This window comes from Enterococcus sp. DIV0574 (assembly GCF_051711125.1).
Classification (GTDB): domain Bacteria; phylum Bacillota; class Bacilli; order Lactobacillales; family Enterococcaceae; genus Enterococcus_D; species Enterococcus_D gallinarum.
Window position 1 is genome coordinate 1,781,877 of sequence record NZ_JBIOMA010000001.1, and the last position, 25,332, is coordinate 1,807,208.

Sequence of the window (25,332 nt, forward strand, 5' to 3'; positions counted from 1 at the left end):
GCAGGCACTTTAAGATCGTGCAATTGCCAGGGGGCGCAGTCGTTCTGCTATCTTGTTTCACCAGTTTAAATACTTCATTTTACTTCATTTACCAGACTCTGAAAGCTGCTTTGTCAAGGCAGTTTCGTCTCTATCTTTGAGTATGTTTCAATTAGGCTTTTTGATTCGTTTCAGGTAACTCAATCAGTGGTTGTAGCGTAGAGGGATAAAGCAATTGGCCTTGTCGGGTTACGATTAATCCAGTAATGCCATCGAGTTGGCTGAGTTGTTTCATGATTTCTTCAGGTTTTTTACCAAAGAGACGTGTGGTCCAAATTTCGCCATCCACTGAACGATCGGAAATAATCGTGATACTTGCTAACGCTGATTCTATCGGATAACCGGTTTTACGATTGAAAATATGATGATAGGTCTTACCGTCGACGGTGTGGGAACGTTCATAGATCCCTGAGGTTACGATAGAACGATCGCGGATTTTTAAGGCTGCCACGAAATTTCCTCTTGGCAAAAAAGGATTCTGAATTCCGATACGCCATAAGTGATCCGCATGATTTGGTGTTTCACCAAAGGTAACAACATTCCCGCCCAGATCAATCAAAGCGGCACTGACACCAGATTGCTTAAAAAAATCTGCCAGCTGATCTGCGAAATAGCCTTTGGCCACAGCACCTAGGTCTATTGACATACCGGCAGCTAAGGCAACGCTCTGCTGTTTGTTATCCAATTCGATTCGTTGAGGATCGGTCACCTGTAGTAATTCCGTCACTTTTTCGGCAGTCGGCACTTTGGCATCTGAGAAACCAATACGCCACTCCTGAATCAGGGGTCCCATCGCGATGTTCAAGAAACTATCCTCTGGCAAGCTGTGCTCTTTTGCTAAGGCGATCAAAGCAAACAAGTCTTTGGCTACTTTGGTCGGCTGAATTCCGGCGTTTTGATTGACTTTCATCAGATCTGAAGCAGGATCATTGGCACTAAACCGTTTTTCAAACGTTCTGATTTGTTGGACTGCTGCTTTTAAAATTGGTGTGGGATCTTCATGTTGGATCCAAAGCTGAATGATCGTTCCCATCGCTTTGACTTGTCTTTTTCCTTCTTGCATCCGTTCGTTTCGCCCCTAGTTTTTTTTGTTCATCATAGCAGTTTTTCAGAAAAAATTGAATGCCTTTAGCAAATAAATGCAACTATAAGAAAGTCGCGGACAGGCTTTAAAACATTAAATCACCCGGTTCAATGAAATCATTTCGATCAATCCTTGCGCCGCTTCTGAACCTTTATTGCCCGCTTTGGTTCCGGCCCGCTCGATGGCTTGTTCGATAGTTTCTGTAGTTAGAACGCCAAACATGACTGGAATGTCTGCCGCTAATCCAACTTGGGCCACGCCTTTCGCGACTTCATTGCTAACAAGCTCATAATGGGTAGTCGCACCGCGGATAACTGCACCCAGTGTGATCAAGCCATCGTATTGCTTCACGTTGACTAATTTTTTTGTTATATAGGGAATTTCAAAGGCACCGGGTACCCAGTAAACATCAATGTCTTCTTCTTTTACTCCATGCCGTATCAAATTATCTTGGGCGCCACTCAAAAGTTTCGCCGTAATAAACTCGTTAAAACGCGCAACCACGATCCCTACTTTCATTCCTTGTCCGTCAAATGTTCCTTCAAATTGTGTCATGTTGTGCTCTCCTTCTTTCTCAAAGTGATAATAAATGATGGAATTTTTCTTTTTTTGTTTGAAGATAACGATTATTTTCTGCAACTGGAGTTATTTCCAGCGGAATTCTTTCAGCAACATGAATGCCATGAGCTTCTAACTCGGTGATTTTTTCTGGATTATTTGTCAGCAAGCGAATCGTATCGATGCCAAGAGACTTCAGAATAATGGCCGCAAAACCATAATCCCGTTCATCTGGACGAAAACCTAATTCAACATTGGCTTCATACGTATCCAAGCCTTTTTCCTGTAATTGATACGCCTGCAGTTTCTGTTTCAAGCCGATACCTCGGCCTTCCTGACGCAAATACAAGATGGCTCCGGTACCTTCTTTTTCGATTTGACGCATGGCTTCATGTAGTTGTTCCCCGCAATCGCACCGCTGGGATCCAAAAACATCTCCGGTCAAGCATTCTGAGTGAAGACGAACCAATAATGGTTTTGCGGGATTAGTCAAATCCCCTTTTGCTAATACTAAGTGCTCAAGATGATGCTGATCTTCAAATAAGGTTAAATCGAAGGATCCAAATGCGGTTGGCAATTGAACGGTTAACTGACTTGTTGCCATATAAGTCGCTAACTCTTCGATAGTGATCATCGGCAGCTGCCATTTTTCCGCGAGTTGAGCCAATTGTGGGCGGCGAGCCATCGTGCCATCCTCATTTAGAATCTCACAAATATAGGCCGCTTCACTTTGATTGGTCAATTTTGCTAAATCCAATGCAGCCTCGGTATGGCCCCTTCTTTCCAGCACCCCGCCTATTCTTCCGATCAACGGGAAAATATGACCTGGTTTTTGAAAGTCCTCTTCCTTAGTTTGAGGATTAGCCAATGCTCGGATCGTTCGCGCGCGTTCTTCAGCAGAAATTCCTGTTGTCGTTGAACGGTGATCGACACTTATAGTGAAGGCTGTTTTGAAAGTATCCGTATTTTGCGCGACCATTTCAGTTAGCTGCAAGCGGTCAGCTAGTTGAGCTGAGATAGGTGCGCAAATCAACCCTCGAGCAAATTTCGTCATAAAATTCACGCTTTCCATCGTAGCTAGATTAGCGATCCCAACAAGGTCTCCTTCCGCTTCCCGGTCGTCATCATCAGCAACAATAATTAATTGCCCATTTCTTAAATAGTCTAATGCTGTTTCGATTTTATTTTTACTCATAGGACATTTCCTTTCTTCCGCCACGGATCAGTTGATTGGCTTTGACATATTTTCCTAATAGATCTGTTTCAACATTCACTGCTTCACCGCGGTTAAGTCGCCCCAGATTGGTTTGATTTTTGGAATGAGGAATCAGTCCAACGGAGAAATAGCGCAGTGTGGTCTCGATAATCGTCAAACTAACCCCATTCAATGCGATAGAGCCCTGTGGAATGATCTCATTTCTCAGTTCGTCGGGATAAGCAAATGTCAGAATCAGCGCATTCTCCAACACACGCTTTTCTAGCAGCGTTGTCGTAGTATCTACATGACCTGCCACCAAGTGTCCTTCCAAGCGGCCGTTGAAAGCTAACGCTCGTTCCAAATTGACTTCGTCATTGATTTTTGCGGTCGAAAAGGTGGTTCGTTGATAAGTTTCCGGCATGATCTCGACAGTGAATTCTTGTTTGCCAGTCTTGATCGCTGTCAAACATACGCCATTGATCGCCATACTATCGCCAACCCGATAATCCGTTAACAATGCTTCAGAAGCATGACAAGTCAATGCAATGGTGCGACCACTAGGCACGATCCGTGTGATCTTACCCTTTTCTTGAATGAGTCCGGTAAACATTTTCCTGCCTCCTTCCAACGATCCTTAACTCTTCTCCGACCGGTTCAACAGTGACTTCCGTTAGCGCAAACATCTGATTCACTTCTCGAGAACTAGCAAAACTCGCTGTTCCATTGCCGCCGATAAGTTTTGGCGAAAGATAGGTGATAACTTGATCCCAATAACCATCCGCCAGAAAGGCATCATGAATGCTGCTTCCGCCTTCAACATAAACCGATTGAATCTTGCGTCGATACAATTCTTTCATGACAAACGAGAGAGTCAGTGAAGGCGTGGTAATGATTTTCACGTGATTTGAGAAAACAGTTTGGACTTTTTTCGTAGTAAAGACCAGTACAGGACTACTGGTATCCTCAAAAAGAGTTAGTTGCTGTTTCAAGGTTTCTCCTTTACGATCTAGGACCACTCGATAAGTCGGAAAGGCAGCCTCTGTCCGCAAAGTAGGATTATCGATTAAGGCAGTGCGGCTCCCTATCAAAATAGCCTGATAGTCTGAACGTTCCTGACGAACCCGGCGCAATGCAGCTTCACCGGTTATCCTTGTTCGCTGACCAGCTAAAGCGATTTTTCCATCAAGTGTGGTTGCTTGCTTTAAAGCCACAAAAGGACGTTGCTCTTCGTGATACGTATTATAGTGGCGATTGATTTCACGTACCTCCTTTTCTAAAACACCGGTGATCACTGCTACTCCTTGTGATTCTAAAAACGCTTTGCCCTTGCCAGATACCAACGGATTGGGATCCAATTGACCAATTACCACTTTTTTGATGCCGCTTTGTAGAATAGCAGTTGTACAAGGTGGCTGTTTTCCGTAATGGTGGCAAGGCTCAAGGGTCACATAAATGGTTGAATCAATTAGTTTTTCGGGGGAACTACATGAATCGATGGCGTTCTTTTCCGCATGTGGCTGGCCATAAGCCATGTGGCTGCCTACAGCAACTATTTCCTCATCTTTCACAATGACAGCACCGACTAAAGGGTTCGTGAAGGTTTGTCCTTTGCCTTTTAGTGCTTCGGATATAGCGCGCTTCATATACGTTTCATGCATAAACATTCCTCCTTTCTTTAAATAAAAAGACCTCGTGCATAAGTACACGAGGTCATGATTAGACAAACTCAAAGAAACGATGACCAAAAGGATAGACTCCTCCCGTCAATATTCTTGTAAGTTTTTCTTCTCCCATCCAGACTTTAACTGTCGGTTCCAGAGTTTCACTGGATCAACCGCACGAATGCGGGTCACGGACTTCAAGCATTGCTTGTCACCGTCGGTCGGGAATCACACCCTGCCCCGAAGAAACATATTCAATTCACGTTAGATACTACTATTTTTTAATTCAGGTGTCAAACCCCTCTTCTATCCTTTTTAAATAACAATTAAAACAAATGTTTAAGTCCAACATTCGCCGTTATCTGAGAAGACTTTAAAAAGTTTTTTAGAATTTAGCGACCTCCAAGCAAACAATTAAAAGAGGTTTCCTGGATAAATTATTTCTCTTTTTATATTTTATTTATTTCGATTGAATAACACGTTTTTTGAACAGATAAAAAAAGACTTTTAAAGAGTTTAAGAAACAATCTCTTTAAAAGTCTTGTGAATGGAATAAATATGTTATTTTGCTGTAGTGAAATAAAGTTTCTGACTCGTTAAGTTTTTCAAAGAAAGCAGAAAGAAACTGGCAGCTAATAAATCGGCACTTCCGCCGGGTGAAACATTTTGCTGTTGACAATAGTTGTTCAATGCTTCAAAAGCGGCGCTAGGAATGGGCTGTTTATTGGCTTGCTTTGCCAACTGTTGAACATGGTTCAGCACTTGTTTATCGCTGCGATACAAAATACAAGTATCATCAAGAGTGGCCATGATCGCTAGGAGCATATGGAGTCTTTTTTCTGGTGAATCTTTTATTTGTCGTGACAAAAAATCAGATAATGCCACTTGAACATGAGGAAAACCTGCTGCTGCTTCCCCAAAAGCACCCGTATAACCATATTTTTGTTTGACTTTGTTTCCGTGACTTCCAGTAGCCGCAACTTGTATCCGACGATCTGGATAAGCGACCAGTTGTTGAATCTCTGTAAAAATCTTTGGTAAAAACAACTGACGATCACAGCTGTATTGGCTACTTATCACACTGATAAACAATCCCATTGCCCAAATGGCCCCTTTATGGGTATTGACTCCACCAGTAGCTGCAAACATGGCTGTTTCAGCACGGCGACCAATCTCAGCGATCGCTTCTCTGACGGCTTGGCTCGGTCTTTTTTGCCAAGAAGCCAGCGCCATTTCTTCAAAAAATGGTGTCAGCGTTTGTGCAGATAAGACAAATAGTTCGTGATTCATATCGCTATGTGAACCATTTGTAAAACGATCGACTAAGCCTGGCTTGGGTGAGAGTTCCACTTCATCGATCAGCGCTTTTTCAACTAGTTTTGCCAGTTGATGACAGGTAGCGAAGGCAGATTGTTCTTCCATAAGATCCCCTCTTTTTATGAATTAATTACTAAATGGTCCTTTGATCCCTAACCAAATCACATGCAGAAGATAGCTTAATAAAAAGCTGCAGCTGGCAGTAGCTAAGTAGGCAACAAGAATCATGATTCCCGTTGGCAATTGTAATAGTGTATCTTTGAAACAAACTAGAATAACTTGAAATACAAATACATTGGCTAAATAGGTACGGTACGCATATACAGATAACCATTTGAATGCACGAAGCTGTGGTGCATTGTTCTTGATCATAGTTGAGCCTAACATAAAGACGCCGAAGATCACCACTAAGCTATAAAGACTTTGTAATGTATTCAAATAAGGTGCATGAGCGAAAGAAAGATCTCCGCTAAAGTGTAATAAATGATCAGCTGAAAATAAAGCTAATACTAAGCCAACTGGCAATAGTGCATAGCGCATTTTATATAAAAAGCGGTAAATGGCTTCATGATACATCAATGCCGCTTCGCCATAAATACCATAAATCACAAAGCTAGCAACGAAACGATCCAATAAGTACCAGTTGTCATGATGAGGTCCGGCAAAAACTTGCGCATCATAGAATAAATACCAAGCTACATATAAAACTGTCGCAACGATTAGGACAGGCCAAACATTTTTCTTGTTTGAAAAGACTTTGTAGCCTAACCATACGAAAAACGGCATCAATAATTGAATTTGAAGCATCATCACGGTATACCATAGATGGGGTGCGCCGTCACCGGTAATATATTTCAATAAGAATGAAGCAGTATCTGTGTAGGGTTGACCTTGTTGAACGGCTGGAAAGAGCCATAAGTATGCAGTCGTCCACAACAGATAAGGAACCACTAATTCAAAGAATTTTTCTTTCAGAAATTCCCAATAAGAAAGATGTTGGCTTGTTTTTACCATATTATAAACAATTGCAAAAATAAACATTGGTGCGGTGTATTTCACGATGACATAAAATATACCAATAAAGGCGGCGGTTTTTTCGTTTTGGACATTTGCTAAAGCAAAACTCAAAACAGTCTGCATCATAACGGCGGTCACAGCAAAGACTTTTAGGAAGTCGCTGATATTGATTTTGATTTCTTTATTCTCGAACATTTTTTTCGCTCACTTTTCTTATATTTACCAAATCTCGTTGGTGAGTTTTGGACCCTCGTCTGTCTTAAGTAATAGTTTCTTTTGGGGGTTCCTCAAATATTCTTTTAAGGAAAAACCGCCTTTTTTAGTTATTACTTGAATATCTAAATCATTGAAAAAATCTTTATTGTCCTGAATGAGTTGTAAAGGAAGTTGAGTGGCAGAATCAGCATAAAGCAAGAGATCCAAGTCACTGGTTACTTTGATCGCGGTTTGGTCTGAAGCCAATTCAAACCCCAAACTGCCACCCACACCCCACTGACAATCACACAACAATCGTTGTGCCTCACGATATTGGCGATAAACAGGATAATCTGCAATGTCTTTTTGGCGAAAACTTTCTTTGGCAATCAGCTGCCATGGATGAATGGTCGCCATCACATACTTGGAAAGTATCTCGGTGCCGAAGCGCTGTACCCGTTTTGTTCCTCGAAAGCCGACAAGGATATGTTGTGGGCTTTGAGGAATGCCTCTACGGACAGTCGCATACATTTTTTCCCTTTGTTGCAGCCAATCTGGTAAAACGAGATCAGCAAGCGCTTGGTTATCGATCAATACAATATCGTGGGCAAAGTTCATTGTTTAATCAGTCCATTCTTCATTCATACGGGCAAAAACTTTATTTGTTTCTAAACGACCGCCTTTAACAGCAATCTCGTTGGTGTATCGGTTGGTCAACATAGTGTCGTTTGTTTGACGAACATCAAGAATCGCTGCATTGATGGCGTCGATCACCGCATTGACATGGTCAGCGCTGGTTTCTTGATCCGTAATTGATTCTAAGAAAGTGAAAATCGCACCAAGCTTCGTATAATTTTTGATGTCGTAGGCAATACTTGGCACTTTTTCTGCTGCTGCTTCGATCGCTGCGATTGAACGTTTTGTTACACGGCTGGCGCTTTCTTTAGACATTGCTTGAACAGTGATATTGGTACTATTCAAAGCGATCAAGCGACTAGATTGTAAGCCATGGGCTAAGAATGCACCAGAGATCGCATTCCCAGCGATAAAGCCAATCACTGGATGACCTGCTTGACGCAATTTTGCATAAGCTGCAGCACTATTTGCTAAGGCTACGTGGATTCCAATCAATTCTTCGTTATAACCGTAAGCTTGACTTGGTACGTCGATCACGACAACAACCGGACGTTTCACGGCCTTCTCTTTGTCTTCTTGATAAACGGTTTCTAAGACATGAGCCATTTCAAAACCTTCGATCAAGCCAACTTCCCCATTACGAACACGGTACATTGGGTTTTGTGCATTTGGGACAATGGCTGTGACAACCGCATCTTCGTTGAATAAGTTTGAAGCTGCAGCATAAACCGTGGCACTTGTAGAAGTTGGGTGTTTCAACCCTGTCAATGCCGCAAACCAGTCGTAACCAACACTTGTAGCAGCATCTTCTGTCCCTTCTGTTACGTTGATTTCCTTCACAGCTGCTGATTTGTGAGCGGCTAATGCTTGATTGTACGCGTCAATCGCCAATGGTTTGGATAAATCTAGTTTTGCCAACAAAGAAAGATAAAAGTCGGCGTTTTCGCTGCGATGGCTGTCTTTCTTTTCGTTGATTGCTGCAATCACAGCTGCTTTGATTGCCTCAACGCTATCTGTTACTAATTCATCAACGATTTGCGCATTCAACCGTTGCCGGGCACCGATCGTGTTCCAGATCAAGTCTTTATCACTGGAATCAAATTCGCGAACACCCGCTTCTTGTTCAATCACTTCTGGTCCATTTAAACCGATCCGGGCTTTTTTGGTAGCAATCAAATAGCTCATTAAGGCTGAAGTGATGGACATCCCACCAAATGAACCAACACGACCAGGAACTAAGCCGATGACTGGAACATATTTTTTCAAAGCGACGATCAAATTACCAATTTCAGAAATCGAGAGCAACCCGTAATTGGCTTCTTGCAAACGGACACCACCAGTATCCAATACAATGATTGGATAGATTTCGTGGCCGTTTTGGTTTTCTTCCAGTACATGGGTCAAAGCGGTAATGATTTTCGCACCGGAAACTTCACCGATACCGCCACCTTGGAATTTACCTTCCATAGCAATAACGACAACTTCTTTGTCAGCAATTTTACCGCGGCTAACCACGATCCCGTCATCACTTTGGGGAACAATATCTTGTGCGACCAAATTAGGCGCGATCATTTGATCAAAGGGATCAATCAATTCACGGCCATTATCAACTAACGCATTGACACGTTCGCGGGCATTTAATTCAACAAAACTATTTTTCATCTGAAAGTTCCTCCATTGCTTGTGTTAATCGAAGATAGACAACTCCAGGAGTAGCACCAAAGTCATTGATAACCATGTCTGCGGTGATTGGGTAACGTTCAAAGAAGCGTGTCAAAACATTTTGCCAAACATCGCCAAAGCCGTCACTTCCGGTACAAATCTTCACTGAAGTTTCCGCTTTATCTGTTGGAAAAAGTAAAATTTCTAAATCGCCTGAACCCACCACACCAACATGGATTTTTTCTTTGATGGGTTTGGTTGTTTTATAGGTATATGCTAATTGTTCCATTTTATTCTTCTCTCCTTTATGACCAAGTTCTAAATTTCATAGGTGGTTGATACAAGCCATCAGACCATTCAATCAAATCATCCACGGTTTGCGCAGCTAGTAATGAACGTTTCGCATCGCTGCGTTTGATACCAAGATCTTCTGGTAATTTTACAATGCCAGCAGCACGCAATTGATCCAATGATTCTTTGGTACTCGTCATACCTAATGGGGTGACACCGCCGATTGCTGCGATTGCTGCTTGTTTTTGTTCTTTAGAAGTGGCTTTATAAAGGTAAGCAATTCCTTCTTCGGTCACAATATGAGTTGTGTCATCACTGTAGATCATTACAGGGGCGTTGGCTAATCCCGCTTGTTTTTGAACGTCCAATGCATCTAGTGTTTCAACAAAGACTGGTTTTTTGTTTGAGCTGTAAGTTTCGACCATTTGAACAACTAATTTTTGACCTTTGCCTAATGGATCCTTTTCGTCACGCAATGATTGCCATGCCGGTGTTGAGTGACGACGACCGCCAGGGTTATGACCCATGTTTGGCGCACCGCCAAAACCAGATAAACGTCCTTTGGTTACGGTTGAAGAATTTCCTTCATAATCCAATTGCAGAGTGGAACCGATGAACATATCAACCGCATATTGACCAGCTGTTTGCGACAAAGCACGGTTACTACGCATCGTACCGTCTTTCCCAACAAAGAAAATATCTGGACGAGCAGCAATATATTCTTCCATCCCTACTTCGCCGCCAAAACTGTGAATGCTTTCGACCCAACCAGATTCAATAGCAGGAATCATTGTTGGATGTGGATTTAAGACCCAGTTTTTAGCAACTTTCCCTTTGATTCCTAACGTTTCGCCATAGGTAGGTAAAAGTAGCTCGATCGCGGCAGTGTTGAACCCAATCCCATGATTCAATGATTGAACTTCATGTTCGGCATAAATTCCTTTTAATGCCATCATTGCCATCAAGATTTGTAATTCGGTGATGTTTTGAGGGTCCCGAGTAAATAATGCTTCTAATTGATAAGGTTGATCAGCCAGGACAACGATATCGATCCAATCACTTGGAATATCGACCCGTGGCAATTCGTCTACCACTTCATTGACTTGCACGATGACGATGCCATCTTTAAAAGCAGCAGCTTCAACGATAGTTGGTGTTTCTTCTGTATTGTAGCCTGTATAAAGATTTCCTTGTTTATCGGCTTTGTCTGCAGCGACAAGAACGACATTAGGAATCAAATCAACGAACAAACGTCCGTATAATTCTAAATAAGTATGAATATCGCCTAATTTCATTGTGCCGTCTTCGATCATTTGAGCGACACGTGTGCTTTGGGCACCAGCGTATGAAAAATCGATTTTTGCTGCGATGCCTTTTTCAAAAATAGTTAAATGTTCTGGACGAGAAATACTCGACATGATCATATGCAATTGATTGACTTTATCTGTATTGACTTGTTCCAAACTTTTTGAAAGGAAGCTTGCTTGTTTTTGGTTATCTCCTTCTAGAACGACTTTGTCACCTGGTTGAATAACCGTTTCTAACACTTCGATAATGGTTTCAGTTGGTACATATTTTCCATCAAGCAAATGTTCGATTTTTTTCATTGTTTGGGCTTTTTGCTCGCGTTTGCTGGCCCAGTTTCTTGCTGGTTTTTCCATTGTGTTCATCTCCATTTTTGATATAGGAATATGGCATCATCAATACCGTGTTGGTCCAAGTTGATGGTTCGGATCACCTTGTTTTCACCAAATTTCGCATGAATCAGCTTTGTTAAGGTATTGCCGGGAGGAAATTCAAGAGCGATATCGGTTCCCATTTCTTTTATGACATCCATCATTTTGTTCCATTGCACTGGATGAGCAATATTTTTTAACAGATCTTTGCGGATCTCCGCTGGATCAGTTGTCAATCGTCCGTCTATATTTTTGACATAAGGACAAGCTGGCGAATTGATCGTGACGTTCTGCAAGAAGGGCTCAAACTTTTTGACGGTTTCGTCCATCAATTCACAATGAGATGGAACAGGAACTGCTAGTAGCTTTGCGGTCTGGGCATGATACGTTTTCGCATGGTCTAATGCTTGCTGCAAACCCTTGATATGTCCAGATAAGGTATGTTGCATTGGGCAATTTTCATTAGATAGATACACGGGAAAATTGATGTCAAAACTTTCTGCAACTACCTTTTCCGCTTCTGATCTTGTCAGCCCAACGATTACACCCATCGCATAGTCCGCAGGATACGCTTCTTTCATCAGTGTCGCTCGATGATAGACCAGACTGGCAGTATTTTCAAAGCTCAGACATTCACTAGCCAATGCTGCGCAAAAAGCGCCGATTGAATGACCTGCGACCAAATCAGGATAAATGCCTGCTTTCTTGATCTGGTCGGTATAATAAGCAGCTTTGACAAGCATAGCTAATTGAATATAGACAGTGTCATTTTCAATGTTCGATGCCTTTTTCAATTGATAGCCAGTAGCTTGTTCCAAGCGAATGAAGTAATCATCTGGTACATCATGCAACATGTCGCTTGTTTGACTGCCTTGACCTGGGAATAAGAAACCTGTACTCATGAAGAACCTCCTTAACAATTTCTCTTACACTGTTATTCTAGTCAAAGTTTGTTATAATAAAAAATACCAATTTGATGAGTATCCATAACAAAAAGGTATGGAATAAGGAGTGTCCTATGAACCTCGAACATTTACGTTATTTCCAAAAAGTCGCGGAATCTAAAAATATTACTCAATCTGCGCAAGAACTGTATATTTCGCAACCGGCATTGAGCCGGGCCATGAAACATTTAGAAAGTGATTTAGGCGTGCCTTTGTTCTATCATACTGGCCGTCACATTGAACTGACGATGTATGCGGAAGAATTTTACCCTTATGTCACTAAAACACTGGAACAATATGACCAGGGATTAGAAGCGATTCGATCTCTTAATGAAGAAATCATTCCTTCCATCACGATCTATTCTGAAGTTGCCTCGGTATCAATTCCCAATTTGGTCAAAACTTTTGTTGAGAAGCACCCAGATATTCAACTTTCAATCAAACAACACGGAAAAGCTGAAAAGGAAAAAGGTCGGGTCTTTTACATTACTTCTGAACCGAAAACCGGAATGACGAATTTACCCATTTTTACCGAACCGATTTTGTTGGCCATTCCTAAAAATCATCCATTAGCGAAAAAAGCAGCGCTATTGACCGCTGATATCGTTGATTTGCCACTAATCATGCTGGTATCGAATACACCATTACGACGTACTATTGACGAAGCATTTGAATCAAGAAAAATTGCTTTGAGTATTGGCGCCACCACAGATGATCCGGCAACATTGCGTTCATTAATCAATCAGGGATTAGGGATCACCTTCTTTCCTAAAGTGACCTGGGGCTACAAAGAAAGTGCCCCATTCGTATTGCGCACCTTGGATGATTTCCCGCTCTCTCGTACGATTTATCTGTCTTCCAGCTTTACCGAGGGCCATCCCATCGCAAAAATGATCGCGAAAACGTTGAAAGAGTTTTATCTCTCCTAAGATCGAAATAAAAAGACGAAGTGCTAATTGCCTTTTCGTCTGCCACCTAATTTAAATGAAAATCACAAAAAAAATCCACTTTATACGAGTGGATTTTTTTTTGTGATTTTTACTGTTTTGCTTGATTAGAAGTTGGAAAAGACCACATCATTGATACCTAAGTAATTCAGGACATACAAAAACAGGACTGCTCCGTTGATGAATGTAGAGATCAAAATAATCCCATACCTAATAGAAACGACCCGGTAAAAAAGATGGGGCTGGATACGAGCAAATTTTTTACCGCTATAGGTGAAAGCGATAATCAATAAAATGAGGGCAAAGAATACTTGTAAGATCATTCCCAACAAGTACAAGGATTGTGACGGTATGGAATGCAATTGAAAAAAGTAGCTAGCACAAGTAATCAAATCAATTAAAATAGCGATGACTGGCATCGAGAATTCCTTCTTTCACTAATAGGGTTTACACAATATAGCACGAAAAATGCCAGTCAGTAACTATCATTTTTGTCATCTCCAATCAAATCCTTCAATAGTAAAGAGAACAAAAAGGGCTAATTGAAGAAGAGCAATTTTTTTAAGTAATTCTTTTCATTCTTTGATACTATAATAGTAATCCACAACATTGATTTGAAAAATGACGAAGGAAAATAGTGATTCACTTCTCTCAACTACTTATAAAGGAGCGCTGTTATGACCTACTCGGAACGGTTTACCTATGAAATGATTGAATCAAAATTTGATACGACAAGTTTTGACCCAACACCGTATATTAAAAGCACTTTGCTGGACCACTCGTTAAGAGAAAAATTAGTTAAAAATGTCATTGATGGCAAGAATCACATTAATTATTATTTCAATAGTTACTTGATTATTGAACGAGCTTCTCTGTTGGAGCCAACACTTTTTTATCCATACTGGGAGGATTTTTGGCAACTGCATGCCCATAAAAACTCCTATCATCGACGAATCGCCCATGATCTGGTCAGCCATTTAGTTGCTTGTGATATTGAGAATAAGTTTTCAAATATCAAAGACGATTACCTGGGGATGATTGAAACTGAAAAAATCAGCAACTTGCTGATTATGCTTCAAAATGCGATTCGTGTTGCTCAAATTACCCCTCTTGAGGCATTGCCTGCTCTGTTCTCCAAGTTAGAAAACCTACCGCACCTGACAGATAAGCAGAAACAAAGAATCAGTAAACTGCATCGGGAATACGGAACAGCCAGTTAATAAAAGAAGGCGAACAGCAACATTGCCTGTTTGATTTTCTTTAGAAGTTTCTTATTTAAATGGGTTTAGTATTTAAAGAGAGTGCCACATAAAAGTAGAGGCGAACTAAGCATTTCTCCTTTCATAAGCTTGTCCCCTTCTACTTTTTAGCGCTAAAGAAGCTTTTCTAGGACACGATTAAGAAAAGGAGATTTTTATGAAAGCTGAAACAAGACTTTTTGAAACGGTTAAATCGGAGTTACTTCAGCGGTATCCGACAGGTTGGGGTGGTGTTGCCGGTGCCTATTTAGATACTGATGAAATAGTAATTGGCATCTCGCCAGACTTTCCGAATGCCGGTTCCAGTGTGTGTATGGAACTAGGTTGTATGTTGGAAGCGGCTAAAATGAATGCACGAATCACCCATACCCTCTGTTTGGTTCGAGAGGACGAAAATGCTCCCTTCAAAATTCTTTCTCCCTGCGGCATATGTCAAGAACGGCTGGCTCTTTGGGGTGGTGATGTGTTGTGTGCATTGACCACAAAAGATGTTGACAGGATTGAATTTGCAGAATTGAGAAGCTTACAGCCTCATCATTGGCTTGAGGCTTATCAGAAATAAGGATATAATCGAAGGGTGTTTATAACAGATGATGGAAAACCAAATGAATATAATCGAAACAGCCATCCAGTTAAGAAAAGCTGGAAAATTTCAAGATTCAAATGACTTATTGCTAAAAATCTATCCAACTAATCCTGAGAATGCCTATCTAAATTATCAAATTGCTTGGAGCTTTGATGTCTTAGGAAAAGAATCTCAAGCGGTGCCTTATTATGAACGAGCGATTCAATTAGGATTGACTGAGCCAGATCTGGAAGAAGCCTACCTGGGATTAGGCAGTACTTACCGGGCTTTAGGGAACTATCAAAAAGCGGAACAAGTTTTAAGTGAAGCACAAGATAAATTCCCGACTAATAATGCGCTAAAGGTGTTTTATGCGATGGCTCTATTTAACCTTCAGCAATACAGCCAATCCAATCAAATTTTATTAGAACTGCTGGCACAAACTTCATCGGATCAAAATATCAGAGATTATCACAAAGCGATTGCTTTTTATGCTGACAAAATGAATCAAACTTGGGAATAGAATTCCGTAGAAAAAGGACTAGCTGTTTCGCTAGTCCTTTTTCTATAGAATTTATGGAACTAGTTGAATCAAAAATGATCTCACACAACTATTACTCCTTATTGGTAAAGTGCCAGTCTATCTAAGTGAAAATACCAAGTTTTTTAGCAAAAAGTCATTTGGTCTTGCGATAGTAATCTTACTTACTAGGAGTACCTTTATCTGTAGTTTTTTTGTTCTCTGAACTAACATGGTAAGCAACTGAAAAACCTATAAATAAGCCCCCAGTTATCCACCATTTGAAAGGTCTATCGATTAGAATAGATAGTCCCAAATTCAAAAGCAACCCGGCTAAAAAAAGAACCAAAAAAAATTTATAATTTTTCATGTCACCTACCTATTCTGATCTTAAATGATGATCGTTTAGTTGTAGCGCTAAGATATTCTGACATATCAACACAAGAAGATTGTTGATTCTCCTTTTCTTGAGGCAAATTAACAAGACAACATTATCTGACTCTGGGTCAATAATGTTGTCTTACCAAAATTTTAAAGTTTTTTTCTCTACCATCACTAATTATTAAGGAGCCAATGTTCCTCTAATATTTAGCGATGGATTTTGTTGCTCAAATTACCTAGTCTGGCGCGTCTTCAAAAGTCCATCGTAAAGAACCATGATAGCTTCCTATATTATCAGAAGGATGGACAACCAATTTTAGATCTTTCGATAAATCAAAAGAAGCACTTCCACTTCCTGACCAGATTTCTTGGTCGGAATTATTGATCTGAAAGTCTGTTTTATCGCCTTTTATGATTAAACGATGAGCTAATACGTTTTTCTGATCATTCATAAGCGGCTGTTCTTCTTTGACTTTCACTTTCCAGCGACTTCGATCTAGCTTACTATGATCTTCGATTTGAGCCTTATCTTTAGTAATTGGAAAGACGACTTTGTCCTCTGTAGGAATAGCAACTTCACCGAAACTGATTTCATCGGGAAGAGACAAGCTAGGGCCTTTTTCCTTTTCAATGATCCGCGTTTCCATATTCGATTCTTGACCGTCTGTATCTTTCATGTAAAAAGAAACCTCATGACCAATCCATTCTTCAGGAAATGCGAAGGTAATTTTAGCATCCCCTTTTTGAGGAGCAGACGGAATTTCTTTTACAACTTTTTCTTCATCCTGATACTTGGCAACGAAAGAGAGAGTTGTCGCTTCCTCTTTTGAAGGGTCTTGAGAGTATTGGATAGCTAACTCTCTTTTGTTGTTAAACCTTGAGACCAGTAAAGGACTTTCTTTATTAAGGAGTTCAAAGTGTAAAGGCTGTCCTTTTTTGTAATAATGAGCAATCACTTGCTCATCTGGCAAAAAAAGTCCTCTGTCTTTTTCTGTCCTTTTTATTGGATAGTATCCTTCTATTTGCGGATATTCATCAGAAAAATCAAAGGAGGTTGTAACGATCCCCTCCTTAACAAATGGCGCCTGCAAAATATCATCATTCTCATCTAGGAAAGGGACAGTCACTTTCCCTAGATAATTCACCAAAGATTCTCCGGAATGCTCTCCTATTTTTTGCTCATTTCGGAATGTTTGAGTGCTAAACGGCAGTGATAGCTTCCCCTCTTTGACGAGGTCAACATTTACTGGGTATGATGCACCTTCCCATGTTAGATCTACAAAATAGGACAAAACAGTATCATATAACTCTGGGGAATTAAAATCTTTAATTTTAAAACTGATAACATCACTATCTGAAACATTTTCAATGGTAAAATATTTTGTCACATCTTCCCCGCTAAAATTGACGACTTTGGCATTTTTGATGGAATATTGTTTTGTATTATACATATCTTTTAAATTGAAAGAAACTTGGATAGAATTATTTTTTTGCCAATTTTCTATATTTGGAATAGTTTGCTGCGCTTTCAAGTAGACATCCTGATTTGCTTTTTCAAAAGATGATTGAACGCCGTATGCAACAGGAAATTCTGGTTTTGCTAAAAATTTGGTATCATACTTTACCGACGAAGTAGTGGCATCATTATTATGGATCACAAATTTCATACTAGAAATTGCCTTGGTAGTTATTTCAAAACTTTGCCTTGGATCAACTGCCCATTCCCCGCCGCCTGCTGGATTTTTGAAATATACCCAATAATCATCTGCTCCTCCATCCCAAACATCATACCTGACATTTGTAGGATTGTTGGCGTACAATCCTTTGATCAGAGAACTTGGAGACAAAAAGCCGACATATTTATTTTGATTTAAGCCATAATAATTTAAAGTTGTTTCCAAAAATAGTGGGTTCCCGTTTTTATCCAAAAAATCATAGTTAACGATCATTTCCCCATAAATATAGATTCGCAAAAAATCTTTTTTCGTGAAATAAATCGATCCTCCATCTAGATTTCCTTTATTTCTTTCAAGTGTTATCATCAGATTAACTTCTTGCCCTTTATAGAAGCCGACATTTTTTACTAATGCTTTACTTCGATTCGTATTTCGGTTAACTTCTATGAAACTCTTACTCGCTTTTCCTTCTAGAGGTGTAACTGACAAACGATCATTGTAGTGCATGACAAATGTATTCTCAGCTGGTGTCACTGATTGATTGGCCCAATGAAAGTAGCCTAGATCAGTTAAAGGTCTTGGTGCAGCTTCTGCTGTAACTGCACCTAAAAAAATGCCGGAAAATAGTATCAACCAGTAGATTAGATGCTTATATCTTCTCATAAGGCATCCCGTTTATCCTTCTGATTCTTCTTCAATAAGTAAAGCGTAATAGCTGTGCCTAGTAATAGTACACCGAATCCTTGTAAGAAAAACGGCCTTTCTTCTCCAGTTTTTGGCAATGTTTTAGGTCCTACAGCCACACCATTATCCCCAACCGCTACTTTTTCCATTGGGATTACTTGATTTTTATTGGTAGGCTGATAGAAAGAGATTCCTACTTCGCTTTTGACTTGTTCACTTGCTGATACTGATACTGCTCCCCCAAGTAATACCATCAATAAGAATAGACTAAAGATTTTTTTCATTGTTCTTCCCCCATTCTATTGCTTTTTACGTTTCATATTGTAAATATAGCCGACTAATACCAGAATGATCACTAAGAACAGTGCAGCAATCACATAAATGAAGGTGTTGTCTTTTTCTTTGTTTACTTCGACTGCTTTCGTGTTAAGTTCTTCATCTTTCCCCTTGATTTCAAAGTCTTTCTTCAATTGCCATGCTTTTCCTTCGTCATTTTTCAAATCAATGACTAATTCATAGGTTCCTTTTTTTAACGGATCATTGTTCCAGCTGATTGGCAGACTGAATTTAGTCCGAGGAGCAAAAGAGACTTTTTTATTCATTTCTTTTAGCACATCTTTTTGGCCTTTTTTAGTGACCGTAGCATGCATATCCAATTTGCTCATGAGTATAGGTTGCGAATTCTCCAGGTCAGCAAAAACTGTTAAATAGCCATTATCTAAACCCGGCGTAACCTTTGTCAAAGCAAAGTCTGGTTGCACTTTTTTACCAGAACAAATCAATTTCGCTCCAATCGTATAGGCAAATTTGTTGTTTAGAGTAAACCCTTTGGATTGTTCTTCTTTTCCTTCCGTGTCTTCATAGCAATAAAATCCGCCTAGCACAGTTCCATCGAACCCTGCTTTAGGAATTTTCAGTTCAAAAGTAACATCTTTTTCTTCTTCCGGTTTTAAGGAGATTTTTTGTGACTTTGAAATCAGTTCTTCAAAAGAAGGTCCTCCAAGAAGTTTTTCCCCATGTTTAGAATAGTCAATTGCCCCATTCTGATTGGTTACTCCATTGTTTGCTTCTACATTGACCTTGATGTCCTTTGTACTGGTATTTCGCAGTTTAAGAACTAACTTTTGTGAACTTCCAGGAGCAACTTTCAAATCGTAATAACTTGCTTCTGATTGTTGATTTTCCGGTAAAACAGCTTGTGCATCAAAAGAAACTTTATTGTCTGTTTTCGAATCGTCCTCAGCAAAGCCATTTAAGGGAGATGTACCTAACAAGAAGAAAATAGAAAAAATAAAAAAGATGGAGAATGCTATTCCCCATCCTCCGTGATTCTTAGGCTGGCGCATCAGTTAACACCCACGTTAGATCTGCTGTATAAGCTTGTGCCTCAACTCCTGCTCGTGGAACATAAAGCTTCACGTTTTGGTTATTGCCGTCTTCCCCTTCAAAAACAGCAGCAAAGCCACCAGCACCTTGCCCCTCTTTAGCAAGCATTAAGTCTTGGTATTGTTCATTCAATTCGAATGATGTGTCTGCCATCTTAGGCATAGGAGATTTGTTGTTTTTAGTGACAACTTTACCATTAGACAATGTCATTTTGGCTCCAGTTAGTTCGTTCCCATTTTCACCAACAAATGGTTTCAATGTCACACCAAGTGACCAACCTTTTGCTCCGCCCCGGGTGTCGTTTACTTGTACGTGTGGTTTTTGGTTCAATGCAAAGTACGTTTCGTCTCCTTGAGAGACTTCATGTTGACCAAATGTGATGTTCGAAGCGAAAGGAATTGATAATGAACCGGTATCTCCTGTACTTGGATCGTCATCATGGGTATCATCAGGAACGATTGGGTCTACATCTTCTCCTGATCCAGGCGTAAAAGTTACGTCAGTTTTGTTCGTAATGCTTGTCAAAGGACTTTCTTGACTGTCTGCTAAAGCAGTCATACTTGTTGCGCTAAGTGCGAGTAGTCCTAGCGCGGTTGTAGCAACCAAAGTTTTTTTCATTTTGTAATTCCTCCTAAATAATAATTGATCTAATTAAGATCTAAGAATATTTTGCCATGCCCGGATTGCTTTTTCTAGTTCAAGAATTTTCTTGTTTCGAGAAGAAATTACGATTTAAAAAAGCAAATCTGCGTTTAACGCAAACTTGCTTTGATACTTGTTAACTGAAATAACACTTCTCCAAGTTGGCGCCAGTTGCGCTCTGTAGGAATGTTTTTCATTAAAATCAATGGAATTTCACCAGTGTTGAAGTAGTAATTTGAAATCACTAAATCAACCTCCCTAATATTTGTTTGGTAATCATAAAATGCAAAGGTATAAGAATGTCCGAAAAGCGCATTGATTTTATTCATCAACCACAGCCGGTGAGTATGATGCAAATCATCATGAACTAAAATTTTTATCGGATCAATATAAAATGAGAAAAGATCGTAGTAATCGAGAATAAAATAATAATTTAAGAATAATTGTTCCCAGTTCTGCAAAAGAAGTGCTAAATCTTGATCTGTTGTGTCAGTCAATCGCTGATGGAATTCTTCAATAATGCGATATTTCTTTGGGCTTTCTTCTTTTACTTCATCGATGTAGGAACGATTAAAAAAAAGATCCGTATTTCCAAAGAAAAAGGAACTACGCTCATGAAACGCAATAAAATTAAAAATTAATTCTTGATCATCAACTGCTAGATTAAACTTAAACATCTCTCTTAAAACTTTATCCAAATGTAAAACAATTTTATAAGAACGGGTTTGATGTTTTTTTTGAACAGTAGCATAACTATTTTCATATTGGCTATTTCCATCGATAATACCAAAAGAATAAATTACTTGATAAAGAAAAAAGAGTTCATTTTCATCAAGAAACAAACCTGACTGATTGTTCCATTTTTGCAATCGCTCAAAATTAGGATCTGCTTGGATCACTGACTGATCATCAACAGTGACAACGACCTTTTTGATTTGACTTCGCTCTAAATTGATCGCCAGCCAATAAGAAAAGACCCTTTTTTGTAAAGGTTCTAATGTGATCTGATAGTTTTTTTCAAAAGAACTTATCAGATGCTCTATTTTGCTTAAAGTTGTTTGGAAAGGCCATTTGTCACCATTTTCTCTAGTAGCGTTCCAATAGAAGTAATAGAAAAAGCTGCGGATTTTTCTCTCATCTGCAGTTAATTGCAATCGATATGGATGGAAATGTATTCGGTAACGATTAAAGTACTGTTCAAGAAGTTTCGCATAACGAAGAACAGTCGAGACACTAGTAAATTGTTTTTCAGCAAAGTCTTTCAAGGTTTTTTCTGGGTGATTGTACATGAACTGAATCAAATGATAATTATAGGATGCTTTGTAAAAATGAAGATAGATAGTGTATATCGGAAAATCTTCTTCTTTTTGGATTTGAAATCGTTTATTATTATCATTCAGCAACAAGATTTTGCTATCATATTTTTCGAATAATTCTGTTAGTTCGTCTATATAATTTAAGATTGATCGATCTGTTACATGAAGGATCTTTTTTAATTCGTCGATTTCACAGGGAGTGTTCTGTTCAAGTAAATAATCTAGTAGAACGATTTTCTTCAAGGATGTTTTTGTTAAAAAAGTTTGCATTGTTCGCACCTCAAATCTTTTGAATTATTTGCTATTCTCTGAAGTTCTTCATTCTAGCCGATCAAGTAAGGTCAGAGAAAAATAACAGCTTCTGGAACTTAAAAAAATCACCTACATATCTTATGGACGTAGGCGAATACTGAAATTAATCATTTAAAAAATCTTTTTACAGACTGATGTTCATTCGTCTATGAACATATATTGTCACGCTAAGTTTTTTGCTGAAGCCCCCATTTAGAAATCAATCTTTTTGATTCTCCAATTAGCTATCAGATAAAGAATAAGGATCATAAACGCTGTATACACAAGATCGATTGCTGCAAAGGACTCTACTCCTAAAAAACTAAGTAAATACAATGGTGTCTCAAATAGAAAAGAAAGCCCGATATTGGCAGCACCAATCGAGATCAAAATTGGTAACAGGATCAGCAATAAAATCGTGATGGTCATCAGTGTTACCCCTTCGTATTTAACAAAAAACGCTAAAATCAACGCAATGCTCAAATAGAAAAGCGGACACAAGAGATAAGCCCCTATCGAAAGCAGAACTGGTTCCCAGGGAACTGTCACTTGAAAGCCAAATTGAAAGACTAAACTAAAAATCAATAATAACATTCCTGCCACAATACCTAGAGCAAATGCAGAGAGCAAAAGCGAAAGAAGATAGTTTCTTCTGCCTTTCTTTGTTTTAAAGAAGAAATCGCCAATATGCGTGTTTTGATCGTCTATTAGGAAATAAACAGCTAGTATAGGCAATAAAATAGGGAAAATAAAGTTAACCGCGCTCAGATAATCAGTGAAATCCAAATGATCTCCCATGAAATAGTTTAGGAATGGCAATGCTAAACAAACCAGGCTAACTGCAATTAAATACTTGCTGCCAAAAGAGACGACGCGTCTTCGAATATCTTTTCTTGTTAATACGGATACATTCATCATTCTTTCTCCTTCCTACATTGAAAAATACAGCTCTTCCAAATTTGATTGGTATTTTTTTATTTCAGTTGGAAATAAATCAAAACGAACAAGTAATTTCATTAATTCAACTCTTACCGAAGCGTCTACGATAAAGGTTTCATTCAATTGTTCATATTCTCCAATTTGGCCGATCAATTTCTCAACGTTGACTATGTCTTCTTTTGAGAAAACAAATTGATAACGCTCTTTTGCGCCGAGTTCCGCATGATAGACAATTTCGCCATTCTTGATGAAATAAGCTCTGTCACAAAGTTTCTCTAAGTCTCTTAAAATATGGCTCGATATGATTATCGAGAGATTTAAATCTTTCGCAAGGTGTTTCAGTGTGTCAATGGTTGCTTGAATTCCATCTGGATCAAGACCGTTCATCGGTTCATCCAGAATCAATAAATCATTCTTATTAATGAGTGCGATTCCCATCCCTAGACGTTGCTTCATGCCTAAAGAGAAGTTCTTTACCTTTTTGTTTTGATAGCCTTCCATGTTAAAAAGCGATTCGATATATTCTAGCGGGTAACTATCATTAGACATAGCCTGAAAATAAGATAAGTTTTCTCTTGCTGTCTTGTTTGGAAAATACTTTGGTCCATCAATCAACATCCCCACTCGTTCATCGCCAGTCACTTCCCCTGTATAGTTAACCGTTAAACCGCTCATTATCTTCATCGTGGTGGTCTTACCCGCACCATTCGGACCGATCAAACCAACGATTTCTCCCGGTCGAACGTCGAGGTCGATATTGTTCAAAATCGGTTTGTTCTCAATCGTTTTAGAAATTTGTTTTAATTCCATTCTACCCACTTCCTTTTCATTTACTATCACCAACCGTTAAAATCACGCCTTTTAAACGAATTTCTTAAAATATTTCTTCCGCTAACTTGTTCAGACTTGTAATTCCTAATGCTTTAGAAAGAAATGTTTTCTTTCTGAAGCGGATAAGTCCGCCATTACCTTCTTGAGAGGAAAAAATACCACTCATCTACAATCTAAAGACATGAAAGTTCCCACAACAATTTTTTAGAATCAGGCCTTTTAATTTTTATACCTTTTATGAATAAACAGTGATGTCTTAATTATATGATGAGACGATCTTTAAGAAACGTCAATTGATAACCTCTTTTAATGAAAAATTGTCATTTTCTCTTTGTACAACTTATTACAGAAACTAGGGTCCAAAATCGACCAAAAATTATTTTCCCATGATAGGCAAAATTTTTCTAGTTTAATAAATTTCGCGAGAAGCGAATAAAAATGAACGTGTAGGGACAAAATGAAAAAGACCAGCTTACTTTCTTATGTAAACCAGTCCTTTCTAATAAAATGATTACTTTAGATTTTAAAAACAGCGGTTTTCAACTAGCACCGTGTATGAATTATCGGATTTGAAAGAGTCCTCCTTTATTGTTCATCTCCAGGGATTAGAACGATTTTACGTTGTTCCTCATTTCTTTCGAGGATCGAATGAGCCCAAGAGGCATCGGAAAAATGTTTGATGAGAATATTGTTTTCCAGTAATTTTCCCTGACCAAAATAGCGATTTATCTGTTCCCCAGCAGACTGAAGTTGAGAAATTGTAGCTAAACTAATCACAAATCCTTTGATTTGTTTATTCTGGGTATAGAAAGACTGCACGGAAAAAGCAGCTGGTTGAATCGGTGCTGTGATGAGTCCTAGGACACCATTAACAGATAAGCAGTCCAGGTTTGTTTGTAAAGAGACTTGTCCAGAAGTATCAATCACAAAATCGACCCCTTGAGGATGCTTTTGATGAATCAGCTGAACTAGATCATCTGTATGATAACTATAACACTCTTGGGTGCCTAAACTTCGGAGTCCACCAAAGGAATCAGGATGGCTCGTTGTTAAAACATGAGCACCTAAGTCACAAGCAATCTGAATCAACTTCTTTCCTAAATGCCCCGCGCCTCCCTCAATCAATAGTGTTCTTTCACCAGATAGATTTAGTACATCCTTCAGCAAAATAGCAGCAGTGGCTGCTGAATGTACAGAAGCAACAAGTTGCAATGGATCACAGTTTTCCGGCACGCGAAACAAGCGCTCCTCTGGAATGGCAGCGAGTGTACTGGTAATTCCTTGACGGCCTCCATAGCCCATGCTATTGGTCCAAACCCATTCTCCCACTTTAAACTTCCTGGTTTTCTCACCTGCATCAATGACTTTTCCTACTGCATCACGTCCAATAATAAAAGGCAAAGGAATGGGTGTTTGGTAACTTCCAGAACGAATAAAGGTATCGACATGATTCACAGCAACACCGCATACTTCAATCAAAACTTCATTTGGCGCAATTTTCGGATCTGGCAACGTTACAATTTCTATTTTTTCCGGCGATCCAATGTGTTTAATCACTGCTGCTTTCATGTTTCTTATCTCCTTTTTATCCTTATGACGGCTTAAATGAATACTTAT

25 protein-coding genes and 1 riboswitch are annotated in these 25,332 nt (G+C 39.3%); of the genes, 4 read left to right on the plus strand and 21 right to left on the minus strand.

Translation table 11 applies throughout. The features are described 5' to 3' along the window. Positions 1–151 precede the first annotated feature (151 nt). The 12 genes from IGJ45_RS08690 to IGJ45_RS08745 all read right to left on the minus strand — a co-directional run bounded on the left by IGJ45_RS08690 (position 152) and on the right by IGJ45_RS08745 (position 12,236). Complete coding sequence (locus tag IGJ45_RS08690; protein ID WP_409531746.1) at positions 152–1,102, minus strand: FAD:protein FMN transferase; 951 nt, start codon at positions 1,100–1,102, stop codon at positions 152–154. A gap of 114 nt (positions 1,103–1,216) precedes the next feature. After that, entirely contained in the window at positions 1,217–1,678 is a 462-nt protein-coding gene (ribH, locus tag IGJ45_RS08695; RefSeq protein ID WP_003126533.1) for a 6,7-dimethyl-8-ribityllumazine synthase, read from the minus strand. A 19-nt stretch (positions 1,679–1,697) separates the two neighbouring features. Further along, a complete protein-coding gene (gene ribA, locus IGJ45_RS08700) occupies positions 1,698–2,876 on the minus strand; it encodes a GTP cyclohydrolase II (RefSeq protein WP_195957228.1) in 1,179 nt (392 codons plus the stop codon). After that, positions 2,869–3,489: a riboflavin synthase gene (locus IGJ45_RS08705; RefSeq protein WP_021149731.1), complete on the minus strand. Its 621-nt coding sequence runs from the start codon at positions 3,487–3,489 to the stop codon at positions 2,869–2,871. The genes ribA and IGJ45_RS08705 overlap by 8 nt, the downstream gene beginning before the upstream one ends. Next, a complete protein-coding gene (gene ribD, locus IGJ45_RS08710) occupies positions 3,458–4,537 on the minus strand; it encodes a bifunctional diaminohydroxyphosphoribosylaminopyrimidine deaminase/5-amino-6-(5-phosphoribosylamino)uracil reductase RibD (RefSeq protein ID WP_349703706.1) in 1,080 nt (359 codons plus the stop codon). Before ribD ends, IGJ45_RS08705 begins: the two co-directional genes overlap by 32 nt. A 120-nt stretch (positions 4,538–4,657) precedes the next feature. Beyond that, a riboswitch (FMN riboswitch) is annotated at positions 4,658–4,792 on the minus strand. Between the two features lie 309 nt (positions 4,793–5,101). Continuing rightward, positions 5,102–5,962 carry a triphosphoribosyl-dephospho-CoA synthase MdcB gene (locus IGJ45_RS08715; RefSeq protein ID WP_409531748.1) on the minus strand — a complete coding sequence of 287 codons (861 nt, stop codon included), beginning with the start codon at positions 5,960–5,962 and terminating at the stop codon, positions 5,102–5,104. Positions 5,963–5,983: 21 nt separating this feature from the next. Beyond that, a complete protein-coding gene (locus tag IGJ45_RS08720; protein ID WP_409531750.1) occupies positions 5,984–7,069 on the minus strand; it encodes an acyltransferase family protein in 1,086 nt (361 codons plus the stop codon). Between the two features lie 24 nt (positions 7,070–7,093). Then, complete coding sequence (locus IGJ45_RS08725) at positions 7,094–7,687, minus strand: malonate decarboxylase holo-ACP synthase (RefSeq protein WP_113849673.1); 594 nt, start codon at positions 7,685–7,687, stop codon at positions 7,094–7,096. 3 nt (positions 7,688–7,690) lie between these two features. Continuing rightward, on the minus strand, positions 7,691–9,367 hold the full coding sequence (gene mdcD / locus IGJ45_RS08730; protein WP_409531751.1) for a biotin-independent malonate decarboxylase subunit beta: 1,677 nt from the start codon (positions 9,365–9,367) through the stop codon (positions 7,691–7,693). Further along, positions 9,357–9,656, minus strand: coding sequence for a malonate decarboxylase subunit delta (locus tag IGJ45_RS08735; RefSeq protein WP_060814921.1), 300 nt, complete (start codon positions 9,654–9,656; stop codon positions 9,357–9,359). Before IGJ45_RS08735 ends, mdcD begins: the two co-directional genes overlap by 11 nt. 16 nt (positions 9,657–9,672) lie before the next feature. Further along, on the minus strand, positions 9,673–11,319 hold the full coding sequence (gene mdcA, locus IGJ45_RS08740) for a malonate decarboxylase subunit alpha (protein ID WP_156247495.1): 1,647 nt from the start codon (positions 11,317–11,319) through the stop codon (positions 9,673–9,675). A gap of 5 nt (positions 11,320–11,324) precedes the next feature. Further along, positions 11,325–12,236 (minus strand): ACP S-malonyltransferase, encoded by a 912-nt coding sequence (locus IGJ45_RS08745; RefSeq protein ID WP_438768668.1) that lies wholly within the window; start codon positions 12,234–12,236, stop codon positions 11,325–11,327. A gap of 116 nt (positions 12,237–12,352) precedes the next feature. Here IGJ45_RS08745 and IGJ45_RS08750 point away from each other — a divergent pair, with 116 nt between their 5' ends. Next, the gene (locus IGJ45_RS08750; protein ID WP_138371914.1) at positions 12,353–13,207 is read left to right on the plus strand and encodes a LysR family transcriptional regulator; all 855 of its coding nucleotides are present in this window, start codon (positions 12,353–12,355) and stop codon (positions 13,205–13,207) included. Positions 13,208–13,332: 125 nt separating this feature from the next. Here the strand turns inward: IGJ45_RS08750 and IGJ45_RS08755 are convergent, their stop codons facing one another. Beyond that, positions 13,333–13,644, minus strand: coding sequence for a hypothetical protein (locus IGJ45_RS08755; RefSeq protein ID WP_195957223.1), 312 nt, complete (start codon positions 13,642–13,644; stop codon positions 13,333–13,335). A 258-nt stretch (positions 13,645–13,902) separates the two neighbouring features. Between IGJ45_RS08755 and IGJ45_RS08760 the strand changes: the two genes are divergently transcribed. From IGJ45_RS08760 to IGJ45_RS08770, 3 genes are all read left to right on the plus strand, one after another. Continuing rightward, positions 13,903–14,445 carry a hypothetical protein gene (locus IGJ45_RS08760; RefSeq protein WP_253937986.1) on the plus strand — a complete coding sequence of 181 codons (543 nt, stop codon included), beginning with the start codon at positions 13,903–13,905 and terminating at the stop codon, positions 14,443–14,445. Positions 14,446–14,641: 196 nt separating this feature from the next. Further along, positions 14,642–15,046 (plus strand): cytidine deaminase, encoded by a 405-nt coding sequence (locus IGJ45_RS08765; RefSeq protein ID WP_138371916.1) that lies wholly within the window; start codon positions 14,642–14,644, stop codon positions 15,044–15,046. 43 nt (positions 15,047–15,089) lie between these two features. Further along, positions 15,090–15,572, plus strand: a complete 483-nt coding sequence (locus tag IGJ45_RS08770; protein WP_113850305.1) for a tetratricopeptide repeat protein — start codon at positions 15,090–15,092, stop codon at positions 15,570–15,572. A 614-nt stretch (positions 15,573–16,186) separates the two neighbouring features. On the opposite strand, the gene IGJ45_RS08775 is transcribed toward IGJ45_RS08770, so the two are convergent. From IGJ45_RS08775 to IGJ45_RS08810, 8 genes are all read right to left on the minus strand, one after another. Next, on the minus strand, positions 16,187–18,289 hold the full coding sequence (locus tag IGJ45_RS08775) for a hypothetical protein (protein ID WP_409535880.1): 2,103 nt from the start codon (positions 18,287–18,289) through the stop codon (positions 16,187–16,189). Further along, the gene (locus IGJ45_RS08780; RefSeq protein ID WP_103300824.1) at positions 18,286–18,594 is read right to left on the minus strand and encodes an LPXTG cell wall anchor domain-containing protein; all 309 of its coding nucleotides are present in this window, start codon (positions 18,592–18,594) and stop codon (positions 18,286–18,288) included. Before IGJ45_RS08780 ends, IGJ45_RS08775 begins: the two co-directional genes overlap by 4 nt. Before the next feature lie 15 nt (positions 18,595–18,609). Further along, entirely contained in the window at positions 18,610–19,656 is a 1,047-nt protein-coding gene (locus IGJ45_RS08785) for a DUF916 and DUF3324 domain-containing protein (protein WP_409531754.1), read from the minus strand. Further along, entirely contained in the window at positions 19,643–20,314 is a 672-nt protein-coding gene (locus IGJ45_RS08790; RefSeq protein WP_138371919.1) for a WxL domain-containing protein, read from the minus strand. The genes IGJ45_RS08785 and IGJ45_RS08790 overlap by 14 nt, the downstream gene beginning before the upstream one ends. Positions 20,315–20,448: 134 nt before the next feature. Further along, on the minus strand, positions 20,449–21,924 hold the full coding sequence (locus tag IGJ45_RS08795; protein ID WP_138371920.1) for a helix-turn-helix domain-containing protein: 1,476 nt from the start codon (positions 21,922–21,924) through the stop codon (positions 20,449–20,451). Between the two features lie 234 nt (positions 21,925–22,158). Further along, the gene (locus IGJ45_RS08800) at positions 22,159–22,860 is read right to left on the minus strand and encodes a hypothetical protein (protein WP_409531755.1); all 702 of its coding nucleotides are present in this window, start codon (positions 22,858–22,860) and stop codon (positions 22,159–22,161) included. A 15-nt stretch (positions 22,861–22,875) separates the two neighbouring features. Then, positions 22,876–23,694, minus strand: a complete 819-nt coding sequence (locus IGJ45_RS08805; protein WP_195957220.1) for an ABC transporter ATP-binding protein — start codon at positions 23,692–23,694, stop codon at positions 22,876–22,878. Between the two features lie 606 nt (positions 23,695–24,300). After that, positions 24,301–25,284: a zinc-binding dehydrogenase gene (locus IGJ45_RS08810; protein ID WP_409531756.1), complete on the minus strand. Its 984-nt coding sequence runs from the start codon at positions 25,282–25,284 to the stop codon at positions 24,301–24,303. Positions 25,285–25,332 lie beyond the last annotated feature (48 nt).

Bases quoted from the DNA above. Each gene is read 5' to 3' on its own strand.
- IGJ45_RS08690 (WP_409531746.1), bottom strand. From the start codon at position 1,102: ATGCAAGAAGGAAAAAGACAAGTCAAAGCGATGGGAACGATCATTCAG.
- ribH (WP_003126533.1), bottom strand. From the start codon at position 1,678: ATGACACAATTTGAAGGAACATTTGACGGACAAGGAATGAAAGTAGGG.
- ribA (WP_195957228.1), bottom strand. From the start codon at position 2,876: ATGAGTAAAAATAAAATCGAAACAGCATTAGACTATTTAAGAAATGGG.
- IGJ45_RS08705 (WP_021149731.1), bottom strand. From the start codon at position 3,489: ATGTTTACCGGACTCATTCAAGAAAAGGGTAAGATCACACGGATCGTG.
- ribD (WP_349703706.1), bottom strand. From the start codon at position 4,537: ATGCATGAAACGTATATGAAGCGCGCTATATCCGAAGCACTAAAAGGC.
- IGJ45_RS08715 (WP_409531748.1), bottom strand. From the start codon at position 5,962: ATGGAAGAACAATCTGCCTTCGCTACCTGTCATCAACTGGCAAAACTA.
- IGJ45_RS08720 (WP_409531750.1), bottom strand. From the start codon at position 7,069: ATGTTCGAGAATAAAGAAATCAAAATCAATATCAGCGACTTCCTAAAA.
- IGJ45_RS08725 (WP_113849673.1), bottom strand. From the start codon at position 7,687: ATGAACTTTGCCCACGATATTGTATTGATCGATAACCAAGCGCTTGCT.
- mdcD (WP_409531751.1), bottom strand. From the start codon at position 9,367: ATGAAAAATAGTTTTGTTGAATTAAATGCCCGCGAACGTGTCAATGCG.
- IGJ45_RS08735 (WP_060814921.1), bottom strand. From the start codon at position 9,656: ATGGAACAATTAGCATATACCTATAAAACAACCAAACCCATCAAAGAA.
- mdcA (WP_156247495.1), bottom strand. From the start codon at position 11,319: ATGGAAAAACCAGCAAGAAACTGGGCCAGCAAACGCGAGCAAAAAGCC.
- IGJ45_RS08745 (WP_438768668.1), bottom strand. From the start codon at position 12,236: ATGAGTACAGGTTTCTTATTCCCAGGTCAAGGCAGTCAAACAAGCGAC.
- IGJ45_RS08750 (WP_138371914.1), top strand. From the start codon at position 12,353: ATGAACCTCGAACATTTACGTTATTTCCAAAAAGTCGCGGAATCTAAA.
- IGJ45_RS08755 (WP_195957223.1), bottom strand. From the start codon at position 13,644: ATGCCAGTCATCGCTATTTTAATTGATTTGATTACTTGTGCTAGCTAC.
- IGJ45_RS08760 (WP_253937986.1), top strand. From the start codon at position 13,903: ATGACCTACTCGGAACGGTTTACCTATGAAATGATTGAATCAAAATTT.
- IGJ45_RS08765 (WP_138371916.1), top strand. From the start codon at position 14,642: ATGAAAGCTGAAACAAGACTTTTTGAAACGGTTAAATCGGAGTTACTT.
- IGJ45_RS08770 (WP_113850305.1), top strand. From the start codon at position 15,090: ATGAATATAATCGAAACAGCCATCCAGTTAAGAAAAGCTGGAAAATTT.
- IGJ45_RS08775 (WP_409535880.1), bottom strand. From the start codon at position 18,289: ATGAGAAGATATAAGCATCTAATCTACTGGTTGATACTATTTTCCGGC.
- IGJ45_RS08780 (WP_103300824.1), bottom strand. From the start codon at position 18,594: ATGAAAAAAATCTTTAGTCTATTCTTATTGATGGTATTACTTGGGGGA.
- IGJ45_RS08785 (WP_409531754.1), bottom strand. From the start codon at position 19,656: ATGCGCCAGCCTAAGAATCACGGAGGATGGGGAATAGCATTCTCCATC.
- IGJ45_RS08790 (WP_138371919.1), bottom strand. From the start codon at position 20,314: ATGAAAAAAACTTTGGTTGCTACAACCGCGCTAGGACTACTCGCACTT.
- IGJ45_RS08795 (WP_138371920.1), bottom strand. From the start codon at position 21,924: ATGCAAACTTTTTTAACAAAAACATCCTTGAAGAAAATCGTTCTACTA.
- IGJ45_RS08800 (WP_409531755.1), bottom strand. From the start codon at position 22,860: ATGAATGTATCCGTATTAACAAGAAAAGATATTCGAAGACGCGTCGTC.
- IGJ45_RS08805 (WP_195957220.1), bottom strand. From the start codon at position 23,694: ATGGAATTAAAACAAATTTCTAAAACGATTGAGAACAAACCGATTTTG.
- IGJ45_RS08810 (WP_409531756.1), bottom strand. From the start codon at position 25,284: ATGAAAGCAGCAGTGATTAAACACATTGGATCGCCGGAAAAAATAGAA.